Raw genomic sequence first — 14,375 nt, forward strand, 5'->3', positions numbered from 1 at the left:
CCCCAGACCCGGTAGGAAAACCAGCGCCCCCAGCACCGGCAACGCGAGCACGGCTGCAGCCTTGGACCAGCGCGCGAACGCGCGCACCCGATGTTCGGACACGACACTCTCTCCAACCGTTCCCTACCAAAGAAAAGGGCCGCTAGGCGGCCCTTTTCTGACATTCACCACCAACCTGCAATTAACGGCAGGACGACGGCAGGAACTTCGGATCGATGCTGCCACCGGTCTTGCAATCCCAAGTGATGCTGCCGCCGGCATCATCCGGGGTCAGCACGAAGTTCTTACCAGCAACCTTTGCGCTGACATAATCGGCACCCTTCAGCTTAGCGGTGATGGCCCCAGCGGTGCCGACGGTGACGCTCTCAACGTACTTACCGTTGATCGAAGCAGCCGCAGCCAGACCTGCATCGGCGTTGGCGGTCGGGAAGGCACCCTTGTCGGCGTAGTACTCGGTTACAGCCGTTTTGGCACCCGAGCTCAGGGTCATCGCTTCGGAAACCTGAGCGCGAGCCACGTAATCCTGGTAAGCCGGCAATGCGATGGCGGCCAGGATGGCGATGATCGCAACAACGATCATCAGTTCGATCAGGGTAAAGCCCTGCTGCTTCTTCATGCGTACGTCCCCTAGAGGTAGAAATATAGATAGGGCACTGGGCCGTTGCCTGACCGGCGGACCGGGTGAGCGAGGCGGGCGCCCGTGCGGGTGGATCGAAGCAGGTTGCGTGCCAACAGTGCCAGCAATGCTCCCCAGCATTCCCCGGCGCAATGATGGCACCAATCTTCAGGATTGGAACCCCCCTCACAACAATTTGCGACCTATCCGGCAATGTGACCCGTTGCGTCACTTTTTGACAGTCCCTGTCGGGCGCGCGGACCAAGGCGGACCGCCGAACAGGACTGCCAACGCATCCCGGAACCGGCTACCATGCGGCGAGATAGCCCGCCTGGGGAAGGTGCGGCTGGGGAGCCCTGTATGTCTGTCAGCCGTAGCGCGATCAAGAAAGAGCCCGTGGCGCGTAGCACCATGGAGATGAAACCGTTTGTCTGGGAGGGGACCGACAAGCGCGGCGTCAAGATGAAGGGCGAACAGCCCGCCAAGAACGCCAACCTTTTGAGAGCTGAACTGCGGCGGCAAGGCATCATGCCGAGCGTGGTCAAGCCAAAACCCAAGCCTATATTTGGCGCAGCAGGCTCCGCCGTCGGCGCCAAGGACATCGCCTTTTTCAGTCGCCAGATGGCGATCATGATGAAGTCAGGCGTACCGATCGTCAGTGCACTGGAGATCATCGGTAGCGGACATAAGAACCCTCGCATGAGGAAGCTCGTCGAATCCATCCGGACCGATATCGAAGGCGGCTCATCTCTGCACGAAGCGATCAGTCGACATCCTGTCCAATTCGATGAGTTGTACCGGAATCTGGTAAGGGCCGGTGAAGGAGCCGGTGTACTCGAAACGGTGCTGGATACCATTGCCAGCTACAAGGAGAACATCGAAGCACTAAAGGGCAAGATCAAAAAGGCACTGTTCTACCCCACCATGGTTGTCGTGGTGGCACTGCTGGTCAGTTCCATTCTATTGATTTGGGTTGTGCCTCAGTTCGAGGACGTGTTCAGGGGCTTCGGCGCTGAGCTTCCCGCGTTCACTCAGATGATCGTCGCGATGTCTCGCTTCATGGTGTCGTGGTGGTGGCTGATCCTGGCCGTCAGCGTAGGCTCCGTAATCGGCTTCATTTTTGCCTACAAACGCTCCCCCAAAATGCAGCACACCATGGATCGTCTGATCCTGAAGGTGCCGGTGATCGGCCAGATCATGAACAACAGCGCGATCGCCCGCTTCGCCCGCACCACCGCCGTCACCTTCAAGGCCGGCGTGCCACTGGTGGAGGCGCTGGGCATCGTCGCAGGCGCCACCGGCAACAAGGTGTACGAAGAGGCTGTCCTGCGCATGCGCGACGACGTGTCGGTCGGTTACCCGGTCAACATGGCGATGAAGCAGGTCAACCTGTTCCCACACATGGTGGTGCAGATGACTGGCATCGGCGAAGAGGCCGGCGCGCTGGACACCATGCTGTTCAAGGTGGCCGAGTATTATGAGCAGGAGGTCAACAATGCCGTGGACGCCCTGAGCAGCCTGCTGGAACCGATGATCATGGTGTTCATTGGTACCATCGTCGGCGGCATGGTGATCGGCATGTACCTGCCCATCTTCAAACTCGGCGCGGTAGTTGGATAACTAATCAATGGCATTTCTCGACCAGCATCCCGGTCTCGGCTACCCCGCCGCGGTCGGACTGGGACTGCTTATCGGCAGTTTCCTCAACGTGGTGATCCTGCGCCTGCCCAAGCGGCTGGAGTGGGAGTGGAAGCGCGATGCGCGCGAGGTGCTGGAAGAGCCGGACATTTACGAGCCACCGCCCCCCGGCATCGTGGTGGAGCCCTCGCACTGCCCGCATTGCAAGCACAAGCTGTCCTGGTACGAGAACATCCCGCTGTTCAGCTGGCTGGCGCTGCGCGGCAAGTGCCGGCATTGCCATGCCCCGATCTCGATCCAGTACCCGCTGGTGGAGCTGCTGACCGCCGTGCTGGTGGCCGCCAGCGTCTGGCAGTTCGGCTTCGGCTGGCAGGGCTTCGGCGCGATCGTGCTGAGCTGCTTCCTGGTGGCGCTGTCCGGGATCGACCTGCGTACCCAACTGTTGCCGGATCAATTGACCCTACCCTTGATGTGGCTGGGCCTGATCGCGGCCAGCGACAATCTCTATATGCCGGCCAAGCCGGCCCTGCTGGGTGCGCTGGCGGGCTATCTGTCGCTGTGGTCGGTGTGGTGGCTGTTCAAGCAGATCACCGGCAAGGAAGGCATGGGCCACGGCGATTTCAAGCTGCTGGCGGCCCTGGGCGCGTGGTGCGGGCTCAAGGGCATCCTGCCGATCATCCTGCTCTCGTCCGTGGTGGGCGCGATCATCGGCTCGATCTGGCTGTACTCGCGCGGCCGTGACCGGGCCACGCCGATCCCGTTCGGGCCGTACCTGGCCATTGCCGGCTGGATCGTGTTCATGTGGGGCGAGCCGTTGATTGACGGCTACCTGAGCTACGCCGGCCTGCGTTGAGGGCCGCGCGATGAGCCGCTTCGTGATCGGGCTGACCGGCGGCATTGCCGCCGGCAAGAGCGAGGTCAGCCGCCGCTTCGAGGCGCTGGGCATCACCGTGGCCGATGCCGACCTGGCCGCACGCGCGGTGGTGGCACCCGGCAGCGAGGGGCTGGCGCGGATCGCCACCCACTTCGGCACCGACATCCTGCTGGCCGATGGCCAGCTGGACCGTGCCGCGCTGCGGGCCCGCATCTTCGAATCGGCACAGGAGCGCCAGGCGCTGGAGGCGATCACCCATCCAGCCATTCGTCAGCTGCTGCGCGAGACCTGCGAGCAGGCCGAGGGGCCGTATGCGATCGCGGCGATTCCGCTGCTCACCGAGGCCGGCGGCCGCCAGCAGTACCCCTGGCTGGACCGGATCCTGGTGGTGGACGTGCCGGTGGCCGTGCAGCACGCACGGCTGATGCAACGCGATGGCATCGATACCGCCTTGGCGGATCGCATGATCGCCGCCCAGGCCAGCCGCGAGGCGCGCCTGGCAATGGCCGATGATGTGGTGGTCAATGATGGCCACCCGGACCACCTGCAGGCGCATGTGGAGCGGCTGGATCGGGCCTATCGGGCGTTGGCGGCGCGGTAGATCTGGAGGAGCCGACCATCGGCCGGCTCTACCGTGTCAGGCGGGGGAGAACGTCAGCGTGGCGATGACGCCGCGCCCGGCGCCTGGCCGCACGTTGACCTGCCAGCCGTAGAGATCGCACAGGCGGCTGACGATGGACAGGCCGATACCCCCACCCTGCGAATGCCCCGCGTGCGTTCCGCGGTAGCCGCGCTGGAACAGCTTGGCGGCATCTTCTTCGCTCAGGCCGGGGCCGCTGTCGATCACCTCGACGGCGTTGTTGCCCACGCGCACGCGCACCGCGCCTTCCTTGGAGTACTTCACGGCATTGCCGATCAGGTTGCCCAACGCGACCGAGAGGGCCGATTCCGGGGCATCGATCACCAGGTCGTGGTTGCCTTCCAGGATCAGCTCCAGCGGCTTGCCGCCGAGCTGGGCACGGTGCGAATCCAGCAGCTGCTCGGAGACGCGGGCGACGTTGCTGCTGCCCTGCCCGCGCTCGTTGCGCGAGAGCAGCAGCAGCGCACCGATCAGATCGGTACATTGCTGCTCGGCCCGCTGGATGCGCTGCAGGCGCTGCAGCACCTTCGGATCGAGATCCGGGCGGGTCAGCAGCAGTTCGGTGGCGCCGCGAATGACGGCCAGCGGCGTGCGCAGCTCGTGGCTGACGTCCGCATTGAATTCGCGGTCGCGCTGTACGACCTCGGTAAGGCGCGCGGAGTAGTCATCCAGCGCCTGGGCGAGCTGGCCCACTTCATCGTCCGGGAAGCGCGGCGCCAGCGGTTCGGGCTCGCTGGTGCCACCGCGATATGCACGCAGGCGGGCGGCCAGATCGGACACTGGCTTCATCACCTTGGAGGCGGACCACCAGCCCAGCACCAGCGACAGCACGCTGAACACCAGCACCGAGAAGAACAGCGCGCGGTTGAGCTGGCTCTCACCGCGGATGCTCTCGGTCATGTCATAGGCGAGGAAGAACCACACATCCGGCGTTTTACGCACGGCAAGCTTGTAGGAAAACGGCTTGCCGCCGTCATCCACGCCGCTGACGCCGTGGATGCCGTCGTTGAATTCGTACCAGTCCGGCTGTTCCTGGCGCAGCGCTTCGAACTTGTCCGAGCGGACCAGCCGCGCGTACATCTGCTGCACGGGCAGGTCGGGACTGCGCGAGGGATCGGCCGCGAATCGCTTGGCGTACTCGTTGATGTTGCGATTCATCACATCTTCGACCAGCTGGTTTTCCACGCGGGCGCGGGTCCAGTTGGTGGCGAACGCAAACAGCGTGGTCAGGCAGAAGCCCAACAGCACGAACGAGACGATGATGCGGCTGCGCAGCCGGCGCCGATATGGCGCGCGGCGACGCCCCCCCCTGCCCGTCACCGGATCAGGCTTCCGGCGCGGCGATGCGGTATCCGATGCCATGACGGGTCTGGATCATCGGAACCTCGAAGGGCTTGTCGACCACGGCGCGCAGGCCGTGGATATGCACACGCAGGGAATCCGAATCCGGCAGCTCCTCGCCCCACACGCGGGTTTCCAGCTCCTGGCGGGTGACGACGGCCGGGGAGGCCTCCATCAGCGCCTGCAGGATCTTCAGTGCGGTCGGGTTGAGCTGCAGCAGCTTGCCTTGGCGGCGCACTTCCAGCGTGTCCAGGTTGTATTCCAGATCGCCGGTTTCCAGCACGCGGGTCTGCACGCCCTTGCCGCGACGCGACAGGGCGTTCAGACGCACCTCCACTTCCTGCAGCGCGAACGGCTTGATCAGGTAGTCATCGGCGCCGGAATCGAAGCCGGCCAGTTTGTTATCCAGGGAATCGCGCGCCGTCAGCATCAGCACGGGCGTCTGCTTGCGCGCCTCGTTGCGCAGCTTGCGGCACACCTCGATCCCATCCATGCCGGGCAGGTTGAGGTCCAGCACGATCGCGTCGAACTCATGGACGACCGCCAGGTGCAGGCCGGTGACGCCATCGGCTGCGAAGTCCACGGTGTGACCGCGGTCTTCGAGGTAATCGCCCAGGTTGGCGGCAATGTCGCTGTTGTCTTCGATGACGAGAATTCGCACTGGGACCTCTGATTCGTGGGGTTCAACGGAAAGAACGGAGCCGCAGGGCAGCATGTGGAAGGGGACTGCGCGACCTCAAGCTGACCATACAGCGTCGATTCTTAACATTAGACACCGTCGAATGCTGGCGCAGCGTCAAAACTCAGCGCTGATTCGACTGCGCGGGCTGAAGCTCACGCATCATGTTCTTGGCGCTTTCCGTCGCAATGCGTCGCTGGGCAACTGTGGCGCAGACACGCTGCGGCCGGTTGCTGCCGGTCGGCCGTTCGCTGCGGCAGACCATCCGGCTGTCTTCCTTGGCGGTGCTCATCAAGGTGTTGATGAGTTCCTGGTCATTGAACACATCCGTGCGCTGCAGTGGCGGAAGCTGGTCCACGCGCTCATTGCTGCCCAGCTTTACCCGGATCCGGTTCAGGGCCGCCTGCACGCGGCTCCGGTTTTCCAGGGTCATCTCGCTGTACTCCTCACTGCGCAGTGCGTTTTCGACGCTGGTCAGCTGCTGGGCGGCGGGGGCATCAGCGGTCAGCGTGACGGCGGCTTCCGCGGTCGGCTTGGCATGGACGGCGAAGGACAAGCAGCCCAGCAGGGCAATAACGGTCAATCGAGACATCCCTGACTTCCTTATCCGAAAATGAATGAGAGCCAACTCTACGAGGATGAAAGGCTTCCTACAAGTTACCGATGGCAGGGAAAACGGAGCTGCCGGCCAGAAAAAGGCCCGGACAGCTGACGCTGACCGGGCCTGAAGGTGTTTCCCGATTACCGATCCTGCTGAGGAGGGCAGAGCTGCGGTTCGACAGAGCCTACGCCGGGGCCGATTAAACCGATGTTAAGGCCCTGCCCCACCTTGGAAAACCGCATCAACCCTTTGTATTTGCAGGTTTTTTCAAGGACGCGACATGATCAATGATGCGCCCGGCAAGATCGGCCTGGCAGATCGCCTCGATGCCTTCCAGCCCGGGGGTGGAGTTGACCTCCAGCACCAGCGGGCCGCGGCTGGAGCGGATCAGGTCCACGCCGGCCACGCCCAAGCCCAGCGCCTTGGCCGAGCGCACCGCCACCAGCTGCTCGGCCCGGCTGGCCTTGGCGGCCCGGGCGCTGCCCCCGGCATGCAGATTGGAGCGGAAATCCCCCTCTGGCGCCTGCCGTTGCATCGCCCCGACCACCTGATCGCCGACCACCAGGCAGCGCAGGTCGGCGCCCTGCGCCTCGCCGATGAACTCCTGCATCAGGAAGTTGGCGTAGAGCCCGCGCAGTGCCTCCACGATGCCGCGCGAGGCGCTGGCTTTCTCGGTCAGGATGACGCCACGGCCCTGGGTGCCCTCGTTGAGCTTCACCACATGCGGCGGCGGGCCCAGCATCGAGAGCAGATCGACGGTGTCATCGGGGTTGTCGCCGAACACCGTAACCGGCATGTCGATGCCCTTGGAGGCCAGGATCTGGTGGGCGCGCAGCTTGTCGCGGGCGCGCAGGATGGCGTCTGAGGGGTTGGGCGTGCGCGCGCCCATCATCTCGAACTGACGCAGCACGGCCGTCCCGTAGCGGGTGACCGAGGCACCGATGCGCGGGATCACCGCGTCCACCCCGGTGATCGGCCGCCCCTTGTAATGCATGGTGAAGCCGTCCGCGGCGATGCGCATGTAACAGCGCAACGGATCGAGAATGCGCACGGTATGGCCCCGCGCACGCGCGGCCTCCACCAGGCGACGCGTGGAGTACAGCTTGCTGTTGCGGGACAGGATGGCGAGTTTCATCGCGGCGCAGGGGGCAGGAAAGCGCGAAGCATAGCGTGCGGTGCGTAGGCCGCGATGACGGGCCGCCCCGGCGATGCTGCGGCCCGCATCCAGCGGTTGTTCCACAATAATGGGCGCCCACACAGATGCGCCGGCAACACGGATGACCACGCCTTCCACCCGTCATTGTTTCGCGGCCCTGCTCGGGGTTCTGCTCACAGCGGGCACGCATGCCGAGCCTGCCCGTTTCACGGGCTACAGCGACTTCTACAGGTCGTTGGGCGATCCCCTGTTCGAGGGAAAGGGAACCGCACTCGACAAGCCCTGCACGGACGCACCGCGCGAGTGTCTGTGGACCACCTCGATGACGCAGGCCCTGCGGCGCTACGATGCAACCGATTGGATCGTTCCGGGCACCTTGCAGATGAACCCGGCCGATGGCGCACCCGACATTGCCTTCGATGGCCAGGCGCTGATGGTCGGTACGCGGCGGTGGCCATTACGCAGCGCTGTCCGTCTTGCACCACCGAACTGGCCCAGCGGCACCCCCATCGACCCGGAGAATCTGGCCAACGTCACCGCCTGGCAGCACGGCACGTCGGTGTGCCTGGACATGCAGTATGTGAGCAGTGGTAAAGGCGGTCGCTACACGCTGGTGGTGCTGTTGCAGGGTGAGCACCTGTACACCCTGCCCCCGCTGTTTGGCAGTTGCGTCGCCCTACAGAAGGCGGCGGGCAATGGATTCAGTTATCCGAGCAATACCTATCTGGGCCCGGGCATGGAAACCGACCCAAGTGGCCTGCAGGTGGACTATCTGCTATCGGATGGCAAGACACGCGTTGCGCGTTATCTGCTGCACTTTCCTGATCGGGGCGACCCCTTCACCTTCGAGGCATCGCGCGTGCGATGACGCTTGGCCTGGGAAGGTGACGCGTGGAGCGGGTGAAGGGAATCGAACCCTCGTCAGTAGCTTGGGAAGCTACAGCTCTACCATTGAGCTACACCCGCAAGGCGCGGCGTAAGTCTATTCGGGCGGGGCCCTCGAACGCAACGGGCGGCACTGGGCCGCCCGTTGTTTCACGCTCTTCTGCCGCCGTGCACGGCGCCCGCGGGCGGGCGCTGCGCATGTGGGATCAGAAGCTGCCGCCGAAGCTGGCGAACAGCGACACGTCACGTGCACGCTTCTGCATCGTGGTGGTGCTCATGCCGATGTTGCTGCTCAGGCCCCACAGGTTCAGGCGCGCACCCAGCACGGCGGTGGCGTAGTTCTTGTCGAACGCCAGGCCCGGCACCTTGTACATGCCCACGTCCGGCATGGTCTGCAGCCAGGCGCTGGCCTGCTTGCTGTCCTCGAACTCGTGGTCATAGGTGACCTGCACGTACGGCTTGACGTTGCCGCCATCGAAGCGGGCCTGCCAGCCGACGCGACCGACGGTCGAATCCGTATCCTGGTCGCCATAGCCCAGCGCCGAGGCGCTCAGGTTGGACTCGGTGTAGCCGTCCAGCTTGACCTTCTGCCAGATCACGGCGGCGACCGGACCGTGGCGGAAGCCGCCTTCGGTGCCGAACTCGTAGCCGGCGTTCAACGCGGCAGTCAGGTTGCTGCCTTCCGGCGAGCCCTTGTGGATGCGCGTTGCCGGGCCGAGCTGCAGCTTGCGGGTCACGTCGTAATCCAGCCAGCTGTAGCTGAGCTGGCCGTTGACCCAGGCGCGCTCGCCATACCAGCCGGCGAACAGGCCCAGCGTGGTATCGGACTGGGTGAAGTCGCCCTTGTTGTTGCCGAAATCGGCGTCCATGCGGCCATAGCCGGCGAAGCCGCCGACCACCATGCCGTCACGCGCCCAATCCACACCGAACAGGCCGGCCGGGGCCATGCCGTCATACAGATCGGCGTGGGCGTAGCGCTGCATGTCGCCGCGCAGGTTGCCCCACCAGCTCAGGCCGTCGGCCGGACGGCCATCCACGTGCCAGCTGACCTGGTCAGCGCGCGAGCGGCCGATGGTCTGTGCCGAGTGGGTCAGGATCTGCTGGTTGCGCGGGGCTTCCAGGATCGACAGGGTGTACTCGCCCAGCATCTGGTGCGTGGCGGTGGTCGGGTGCACGCCATCGGCGAACACGTAGCTGTTGGCCGCGTTCGGGGTGACATAACTGGTCGGGTTGCAGGTCAGCGACGAGGCCGTGGTGCAGGCCGGGCTGGTCACGTTGACGAAGCCGTACTGGCCCGGGTTGGCGACGATTTCCTGCAGGATGTGGAAGGTATCCACCGGAATCACCTGCAGGCCCGCGGCCTTCAGGCCACCGAACAGGGCATCGTTGTAGGCCTTGGCCAGCGCGGTACCGGCGGCCATGCCGGCCGGGCCACCGGCGCGGGCGCCCGGGGTCAGGCCGACGTCCGGAATGGTCGGGACCACGATGTATTCGGCGCCAGCCGCCTTCAGCGTGCCGACGATGCCGACCTGGTCGGTGACGGCATTGGTCAGCGTGGAGACCAGCGGCGCACCGGCCTGGATCGCGAACAGGTCATTGGCACCGCCCCACACGGTGTACAGCGCGTTCGGGTCGGCCTTGCCACCGTTGGCCGCCAGGTACTGCGCGGTCTGGGTCTTGAGCGAGTACACCGGCACGGCCGGGGTACCCGGGGCGAGCACTTGGCTGGTGTCCACACCGACACGGGCGCCGCCGATGGCGTAATTGTCACCGTTCTGGCCGTTGCCGTGGGCAGCGCCGTTGGTGCCGTAGTAGCTGGCCACATGCTGTGCCCAGGTCCAGCCCGGGTTGGTGGTGAACTGGCCCGTCACCGGCTGCACCGCGGCCGGCAGCAGCGGGCGGAAGTAGCCCGCATCGGTCAGGCTGTCGCCGATGAAGACGGTCTTGGTGTACGGCGACTGCGCCATGGCCGGCATCGCGGCCAGGGCGATGGCCACGGCCATGAGGGAACGGATCGGGCGTTTGCTGAGCAACATGAAAATTCCTTTAGGGTGGGGAAGACGGCGGACGTACGCCGGCGCACGGTGCCATGTTTCCACTGCACCTCGCCGGCATCACGCTGCGCTGCGGCATGACGCCCGGCAGCCCGCCGCCCGGCCATCATTGGCCTGACGCTCGCGGCACCTCTGCCGCGGGGCGCACAGGGTACGCACTGTGGAGTGATTGCGGGACAATACCGTCATGAACATCCAGCTCAACGGCGAGAACCGCCAGCTTCCGCACACCGCCACCGTCCACGACCTGCTGCGCAGCGAGGACCTGCTCGAGCGCCGCGTGGCGGTCGAGGTCAATGGCGAGATCGTCACCCGCAGCCAGCACGCCAGCCACCCCCTGCGCGAGGGCGACGTGGTCGAGATCGTGCATGCGCTGGGCGGCGGCTGAGGCAGCATCGTGACGCGCGATAGGCGATAATTCCGGCCATGAATGCACCTGCCCCCACTGATTCGCTGGTGATCGCCGGCAAGACCTATGCTTCCCGCCTGCTCACCGGCACCGGCAAGTTCAAGGATCTGGAAGAAACCCGCCTGGCCACCGAGGCCGCGGGCGCCCGGATCGTCACCGTGGCGATCCGCCGCACCAATATCGGGCAGAACCCGGGCGAGCCGAACCTGCTCGATGTGCTGCCGCCGGACCGTTACACCATCCTGCCCAACACCGCCGGCTGCTACACCGCCGAAGACGCCGTGCGCACCTGCCGGCTGGCCCGCGAACTGCTGGACGGCCACAACCTGACCAAGCTGGAAGTGCTGGGCGACCAGAAGAGCCTGTACCCGGATGTGGTGCAGACCCTCAAGGCGGCCGAGCAGCTGGTCAAGGACGGCTTCGAGGTGATGGTCTATACCTCCGATGACCCGATCCTGGCCAAGCGCCTGGAAGAGATCGGCTGCGCTGCGGTGATGCCGCTGGCCGCGCCGATCGGCTCGGGCCTGGGCATCCAGAACAAATACAACCTGCTGCAGATCATCGAAGACGCCAAGGTGCCGATCATCGTCGATGCCGGCGTGGGCACCGCCTCCGATGCGGCCATCGCGATGGAACTGGGCTGCGACGGCGTGCTGATGAACACCGCCATCGCCGGCGCGCGCAACCCGATCCTGATGGCCAGCGCGATGCGCAAGGCCGTGGAAGCGGGCCGCGAGGCCTTCCTGGCCGGGCGCATTCCGCGCAAGCGCTACGCCAGTGCCTCCTCGCCGATTGACGGGTTGATCGGCTGATGACCAATCCTTTCGACAGCGCCGGTGCCAAGGCGCCGCCCAAGCCCTTCACCATCACCGAAGGCCGCCGCGAGGTCCGCAGTTTCGTGCTGCGCCAAGGGCGCTTCACCCCCGCCCAGCAGCGCGCGTTCGATGATCGCTGGCCGCGCTTCGGGCTGGATTTCACCGGCGAGCCGCGCGATCTGGATGCCACCTTCGGGCGCGATGCGCGCAAGGTGCTGGAAATCGGCTTCGGCAATGGCGCCGCGCTGCGTTTCGCCGCGCAGCAGGACCCCAGCCGCGATTACATCGGGCTGGAAGTGCACGCGCCCGGCGTGGGCCGCCTGCTCAATGCCCTGGCCGACGACAACGCCGGCCACGTGCGCCTGTACCACCACGATGCCGTGGAGGTGCTGGAAAAGGAAATCGCCGATGGCGCGCTGGATGAAGTGCGCATCTACTTCCCGGACCCGTGGCACAAGAAGCGCCATAACAAGCGTCGCCTGATCCAGCCCGGCTTTGCCGCGCTGCTGGTGCGCAAGCTGCGCGTCGGTGGCCGCCTGCACTGTGCCACGGACTGGGAAGACTATGCCGAGCAGATGTGGGACGTGCTCGACGCCACCGCCGGGCTGAGCAACCGTGCCGGCCCGCGTGGGCAGGTCGAGCGGCCGGAATGGCGCCCGCAGACCCACTTCGAAACCCGTGGCCAGAAGCTTGGCCATGGCGTGTGGGACCTGTTGTACGACCGCACCTGATCCGACAAGGAACCGCGCCACCCCATGGATACCGCGCTGACGCTGACCACCGACATGAAGCTCGTTCTGGGGCTGGTCGGCTTCACGATGGCGATGTTCCTGTTCGAGCGCATCCGCGCCGACGTGGTGGCATTGGTGGTGCTGGTGGTACTCGGCGTTACCGGCCTGATCGCTCCGGAAGAAATCTTCGGTGGCTTCTCCGGTAACGCGGTGATGAGCATCATCGCCACCACCATCCTGGGCGCGGGCCTGGACCGCACCGGGGCATTGAACCGGTTGGCGGCGTGGCTGCTGCGGCGTGGGCATGGCGTGGAGACACGCCTGTTGATGATGACCACCGCGATCGCCGGCTTGAACTCCTCGTTCATGCAGAACCCCTCGGTGATGGCGCTGTACCTGCCGGTCGCCTCGCGGCTGGCCGCACGCACCGGGCTGACCCTGCAGCGCCTGCTGCTGCCGATCGCCGCGGCCATCGTGATGGGGGGCGCACTGACCATGGTCGGCAACTCGCCGCTGATCCTGCTCAACGATCTGCTGGCCTCGGCCAACAACAACCTGCCCTCGGGCCTGGCCACCATCGAGCCGCTGCGCATGTTCGCGCCGCTGCCGATCGGCGTGGCGCTGCTGATCGCCTCGCTGCTGTATTTCCGCTACTTCGGTGACCGCAAGCTGGTGGAAGAAGAGACGCTGGCCAACGATGGCGTCACCCCGTCGCGCACCGAAAGCTACTTCGCCAAGACCTACGGCATCGAAGGCGATGTGTTCGAACTGGTGGTCACCGCCGAGAGCCCGCTGGTCGGCATGACACTGGGCGAGGCCGAGAACGTGCACGATGCGCCGCTGCTGCTGGCGCTCAAGACCGGTAACGACACCCGCCTGGCGCCGCCAGCGGAAATGCGGATCTGGGTCGGCAGCGTGCTGGGCGTGATGGGCGCGCGCCAGCAGGTCAGCGATTTCGCGCAGAACCAGTTCCTGCGGATGTCCTCGCGGCTGAAGCACCTGGGTGATCTGTTCAACCCGAGCCGCGCCGGCATTTCCGAAGCGGTGGTGCCGCCCACGTCCGACGTGATCGGCAAGAGCGCCTCGGACCTGCGCCTGCGCAAGCAGCGCGGCATCAGCCTGCTGGCGATCAACCGCGACAAGCAGGTGATCCGCGAGGACGTGCGCAATGTGGCCCTGCGCGCGGGTGACATGCTGGTCTTCCACAGCATCTGGACCGACCTGGCGCAGGCGGCCAAGAGCCGCGACTTCGTGGTGGTCACCGATTACCCCAAGGGTGAGCAGCGGCCGCACAAATTCAAGATCGCGATGAGCATCTTCGCCATCACCATCCTGATCGCGCTGACCTCCAAGCTGCCGGTGGCGCTGACCCTGATGACCGGCGTGGCCGGCATGCTGCTGACCGGCGTGCTGCGCATGGACGAGGCCTACGCCTCGATCAACTGGAAAACCGTATTCATGATGGCCGGGCTGATTCCGCTCGGCTGGGCGATGGACAGCAGCGGCGCGGCGGCGTGGATCGCCGGGCACACGATCGACCGCCTGCCGACCGGCATCCCGGTGTGGGTGCTGGAAATCGCGCTGGCACTGTTGACCACGATGTTCTCGCTGGTGATCAGCCACGTGGGGGCAACCATCGTGATGGTGCCCATCGCGGTGAACCTGGCGCTGGCCGCCGGTGGCAGCCCGACCGCGTTCGCGCTGATCGTGGCGCTGTCGGCCTCGAACAATCTGATGACGGCCTCCAACCCGGTGATTTCGATGATCACCGGCCCGGCCAACTACACTCCGCGCGAGCTGTGGCGGGTCGGCGCCCCGCTGTCGTTGATCTATACGGCGGTGGTGGTGCTGATGATCAACCTGATGTTCTAGGGCGTGGCCGGCACCCGCCCGGCCGAACCGGCGGTGGGGGCCCACATTTACCTAGCGGGCCACG

The 14,375-nt window shown here is 65.4% G+C and carries 14 protein-coding genes and 1 tRNA gene; 8 read left to right on the top strand and 7 right to left on the bottom strand.

Annotated elements, in window-relative coordinates; all coding sequences use genetic code 11:
* Positions 1 to 181: 181 nt before the first annotated feature.
* Entirely contained in the window at positions 182 to 616 is a 435-nt protein-coding gene (locus tag QMX81_RS18085; protein ID WP_282263534.1) for a pilin, read from the bottom strand.
* 360 nt (positions 617 to 976) lie between these two features.
* On the opposite strand from QMX81_RS18085, the gene QMX81_RS18090 reads away from it, so the two are divergent.
* From QMX81_RS18090 to coaE, 3 genes are read left to right on the top strand one after another with little or no spacing between them, the layout of a single operon-like run.
* Entirely contained in the window at positions 977 to 2,236 is a 1,260-nt protein-coding gene (locus QMX81_RS18090) for a type II secretion system F family protein (protein ID WP_282263535.1), read from the top strand.
* Positions 2,237 to 2,243: 7 nt separating this feature from the next.
* Positions 2,244 to 3,107, top strand: coding sequence for an A24 family peptidase (locus QMX81_RS18095; protein WP_121039283.1), 864 nt, complete (start codon positions 2,244 to 2,246; stop codon positions 3,105 to 3,107).
* A 10-nt stretch (positions 3,108 to 3,117) separates the two neighbouring features.
* Entirely contained in the window at positions 3,118 to 3,729 is a 612-nt protein-coding gene (gene coaE, locus QMX81_RS18100) for a dephospho-CoA kinase (protein ID WP_282263538.1), read from the top strand.
* A gap of 36 nt (positions 3,730 to 3,765) precedes the next feature.
* Here coaE and QMX81_RS18105 read toward each other — a convergent pair whose 3' ends face one another.
* The 4 genes from QMX81_RS18105 to rimK all read right to left on the bottom strand — a co-directional run bounded on the left by QMX81_RS18105 (position 3,766) and on the right by rimK (position 7,524).
* Positions 3,766 to 5,130 (bottom strand): HAMP domain-containing sensor histidine kinase, encoded by a 1,365-nt coding sequence (locus tag QMX81_RS18105; RefSeq protein ID WP_121039289.1) that lies wholly within the window; start codon positions 5,128 to 5,130, stop codon positions 3,766 to 3,768.
* Positions 5,093 to 5,770, bottom strand: coding sequence for a response regulator transcription factor (locus tag QMX81_RS18110; RefSeq protein WP_019183933.1), 678 nt, complete (start codon positions 5,768 to 5,770; stop codon positions 5,093 to 5,095). The genes QMX81_RS18105 and QMX81_RS18110 overlap by 38 nt, the downstream gene beginning before the upstream one ends.
* 142 nt (positions 5,771 to 5,912) lie before the next feature.
* On the bottom strand, positions 5,913 to 6,380 hold the full coding sequence (locus QMX81_RS18115) for a cell division protein FtsQ/DivIB (RefSeq protein ID WP_121039293.1): 468 nt from the start codon (positions 6,378 to 6,380) through the stop codon (positions 5,913 to 5,915).
* A 250-nt stretch (positions 6,381 to 6,630) separates the two neighbouring features.
* On the bottom strand, positions 6,631 to 7,524 hold the full coding sequence (rimK, locus tag QMX81_RS18120) for a 30S ribosomal protein S6--L-glutamate ligase (RefSeq protein ID WP_121039296.1): 894 nt from the start codon (positions 7,522 to 7,524) through the stop codon (positions 6,631 to 6,633).
* A gap of 142 nt (positions 7,525 to 7,666) precedes the next feature.
* On the opposite strand from rimK, the gene QMX81_RS18125 reads away from it, so the two are divergent.
* Complete coding sequence (locus QMX81_RS18125; protein ID WP_282263544.1) at positions 7,667 to 8,413, top strand: hypothetical protein; 747 nt, start codon at positions 7,667 to 7,669, stop codon at positions 8,411 to 8,413.
* Between the two features lie 24 nt (positions 8,414 to 8,437).
* Here the strand turns inward: QMX81_RS18125 and QMX81_RS18130 are convergent.
* Positions 8,438 to 8,511 (bottom strand) — tRNA-Gly (locus QMX81_RS18130).
* Positions 8,512 to 8,636: 125 nt separating this feature from the next.
* Positions 8,637 to 10,466 carry an autotransporter domain-containing protein gene (locus tag QMX81_RS18135; RefSeq protein ID WP_121039301.1) on the bottom strand — a complete coding sequence of 610 codons (1,830 nt, stop codon included), beginning with the start codon at positions 10,464 to 10,466 and terminating at the stop codon, positions 8,637 to 8,639.
* A gap of 205 nt (positions 10,467 to 10,671) precedes the next feature.
* Here QMX81_RS18135 and thiS point away from each other — a divergent pair, with 205 nt between their 5' ends.
* From thiS to QMX81_RS18155, 4 genes are read left to right on the top strand one after another with little or no spacing between them, the layout of a single operon-like run.
* The gene (thiS, locus tag QMX81_RS18140; RefSeq protein ID WP_121039303.1) at positions 10,672 to 10,872 is read left to right on the top strand and encodes a sulfur carrier protein ThiS; all 201 of its coding nucleotides are present in this window, start codon (positions 10,672 to 10,674) and stop codon (positions 10,870 to 10,872) included.
* Positions 10,873 to 10,910: 38 nt separating this feature from the next.
* A complete protein-coding gene (locus QMX81_RS18145) occupies positions 10,911 to 11,705 on the top strand; it encodes a thiazole synthase (RefSeq protein ID WP_121039307.1) in 795 nt (264 codons plus the stop codon).
* Complete coding sequence (gene trmB, locus QMX81_RS18150) at positions 11,705 to 12,439, top strand: tRNA (guanosine(46)-N7)-methyltransferase TrmB (RefSeq protein WP_282263545.1); 735 nt, start codon at positions 11,705 to 11,707, stop codon at positions 12,437 to 12,439. Before QMX81_RS18145 ends, trmB begins: the two co-directional genes overlap by 1 nt.
* Positions 12,440 to 12,463: 24 nt before the next feature.
* Positions 12,464 to 14,311, top strand: coding sequence for an SLC13 family permease (locus tag QMX81_RS18155; protein WP_121039313.1), 1,848 nt, complete (start codon positions 12,464 to 12,466; stop codon positions 14,309 to 14,311).
* Positions 14,312 to 14,375 lie beyond the last annotated feature (64 nt).

This window comes from Stenotrophomonas sp. PS02301 (assembly GCF_029959485.1).
Lineage (GTDB): Bacteria > Pseudomonadota > Gammaproteobacteria > Xanthomonadales > Xanthomonadaceae > Stenotrophomonas > Stenotrophomonas maltophilia_Z.

Coding starts and splice junctions, on each gene's coding strand:
- QMX81_RS18085 (WP_282263534.1), bottom strand. CDS start 616: ATGAAGAAGCAGCAGGGCTTTACCCTGATCGAACTGATGATCGTTGTT.
- QMX81_RS18090 (WP_282263535.1), top strand. CDS start 977: ATGTCTGTCAGCCGTAGCGCGATCAAGAAAGAGCCCGTGGCGCGTAGC.
- QMX81_RS18095 (WP_121039283.1), top strand. CDS start 2,244: ATGGCATTTCTCGACCAGCATCCCGGTCTCGGCTACCCCGCCGCGGTC.
- coaE (WP_282263538.1), top strand. CDS start 3,118: ATGAGCCGCTTCGTGATCGGGCTGACCGGCGGCATTGCCGCCGGCAAG.
- QMX81_RS18105 (WP_121039289.1), bottom strand. CDS start 5,130: ATGGCATCGGATACCGCATCGCCGCGCCGGAAGCCTGATCCGGTGACG.
- QMX81_RS18115 (WP_121039293.1), bottom strand. CDS start 6,380: ATGTCTCGATTGACCGTTATTGCCCTGCTGGGCTGCTTGTCCTTCGCC.
- rimK (WP_121039296.1), bottom strand. CDS start 7,524: ATGAAACTCGCCATCCTGTCCCGCAACAGCAAGCTGTACTCCACGCGT.
- QMX81_RS18125 (WP_282263544.1), top strand. CDS start 7,667: ATGACCACGCCTTCCACCCGTCATTGTTTCGCGGCCCTGCTCGGGGTT.
- QMX81_RS18135 (WP_121039301.1), bottom strand. CDS start 10,466: ATGTTGCTCAGCAAACGCCCGATCCGTTCCCTCATGGCCGTGGCCATC.
- thiS (WP_121039303.1), top strand. CDS start 10,672: ATGAACATCCAGCTCAACGGCGAGAACCGCCAGCTTCCGCACACCGCC.
- QMX81_RS18145 (WP_121039307.1), top strand. CDS start 10,911: ATGAATGCACCTGCCCCCACTGATTCGCTGGTGATCGCCGGCAAGACC.
- trmB (WP_282263545.1), top strand. CDS start 11,705: ATGACCAATCCTTTCGACAGCGCCGGTGCCAAGGCGCCGCCCAAGCCC.
- QMX81_RS18155 (WP_121039313.1), top strand. CDS start 12,464: ATGGATACCGCGCTGACGCTGACCACCGACATGAAGCTCGTTCTGGGG.